This is a genomic window from Kingella kingae ATCC 23330 (assembly GCF_900111845.1).
Lineage (GTDB): Bacteria > Pseudomonadota > Gammaproteobacteria > Burkholderiales > Neisseriaceae > Kingella > Kingella kingae.
Window position 1 is genome coordinate 1 of sequence record NZ_FOJK01000055.1, and the last position, 1279, is coordinate 1279.

1 protein-coding gene is annotated in these 1279 nt (G+C 47.8%); it reads right to left on the reverse strand.

Going from position 1 to position 1279, the window contains the following annotated elements; all coding sequences use genetic code 11:
* Positions 1 to 35 precede the first annotated feature (35 nt).
* The coding region (locus BQ5809_RS11150) for a gp53-like domain-containing protein (RefSeq protein ID WP_003788943.1) at positions 36 to 1279 on the reverse strand (1244 nt) is incomplete at its 5' end.

Genomic DNA, 1279 nt, shown 5'->3' on the forward strand with positions numbered 1-1279 from the left:
CCGTAATCAAAATAAATACTCATCGATTATCTCCTTTAAAAACCGATTGCAAACCAGCGCACTCCGCCAGCCTCTGCACCTGTGTACATTTCTCGTACATAGGCTGTGAAATTGTGATTACGCAAAGTGGCGGCGTTGGTTGGCGTGCCTTGGTAGCCTGCACCGCAGGCGACAACCGACAATACTTTGTTTGGAAATGTAATGGGATAGGTGATATCAAATGTATTATTCCAGCTGGGCAAATCGTTGTAATAGAAACTGCCCCATTGCAAAATTAAGCCATTGGGTAATCGGGTATAGCCGTTATCTGTGGCTTGAACGGCGAACTCATTACGGCGCGTGAAGTAATCGTGCAGGCTGCCGTAAGCTTTTGTCCAAACGCTGGCGGCGCTAACTGTCATTAATTGTTCGTGGCGGTCTTGGTTGATATCGCCTTGTGCTGTTCCCATCAAAGCGATGCGCCATGAGCCGTTGCCTTCGTGGGAAGTTTCAATCCCTGCACGAGTGATTCCGCCTGTTGCTAAATGTAAAAAAGCACTGCCCAAAGCATTGGTATTGTTTATCCAACTGCCATACCAATTATCTGAATGACCTTGAATTTTTAAATTTCCATCAATCGTTCCGCCTGTTTTGGGTAGATATTCGGTGTGGGTGTGCGCTGCTGGGGCAAACGTGGCTGGCTTGCCTGTGATGCTTGCCCATGTGTGAGTGTGGTTACTGGCGGCAAAACGTCCCACAACTTTGTTAATCGCGCCCTCCACCCAACTTTCATAGGCGACGTTTTGATGCTTGGTAACGGTTGGAAAGCGAATGCGTGTTTGTTGCGGATTCTTTTCGGACGAAGTAAACAGAAAATTCAAAGATTTACCGTCTATGCCAGCAGGATTAAATTCAAGTTGCCAGTGTCCACCTTTGACGTTGAATCTCATTTTTTCCCAACTGCTCGTTTCGCCAACAATAATGGGATTGATGAATGTTTTGCTGCCTGCAATGGCTTGGTTGGCAGTTAAACTGACTTTGCTGGCGGCAAGGTCATACGCGGCTTTGACGGCACTGGGTGTCGCAGCTTTGTCGGTTGCGGTGCTGCTGGTAGAAGCTGAGAGCATGACAATGCCTGCCACCGCACCACTGGCTTTATCGATTTCATGCGTATGCGTATTGCTAACGGCTAAATTGGTTGTGGTTGCTGTGATTTTGGACGGTTTACCCAATGACAAAGTTTGATTGTCGCGTAACACGCCACCGCCAGTTAAACCTGCTCCTGCTGTGATAGTGGTGG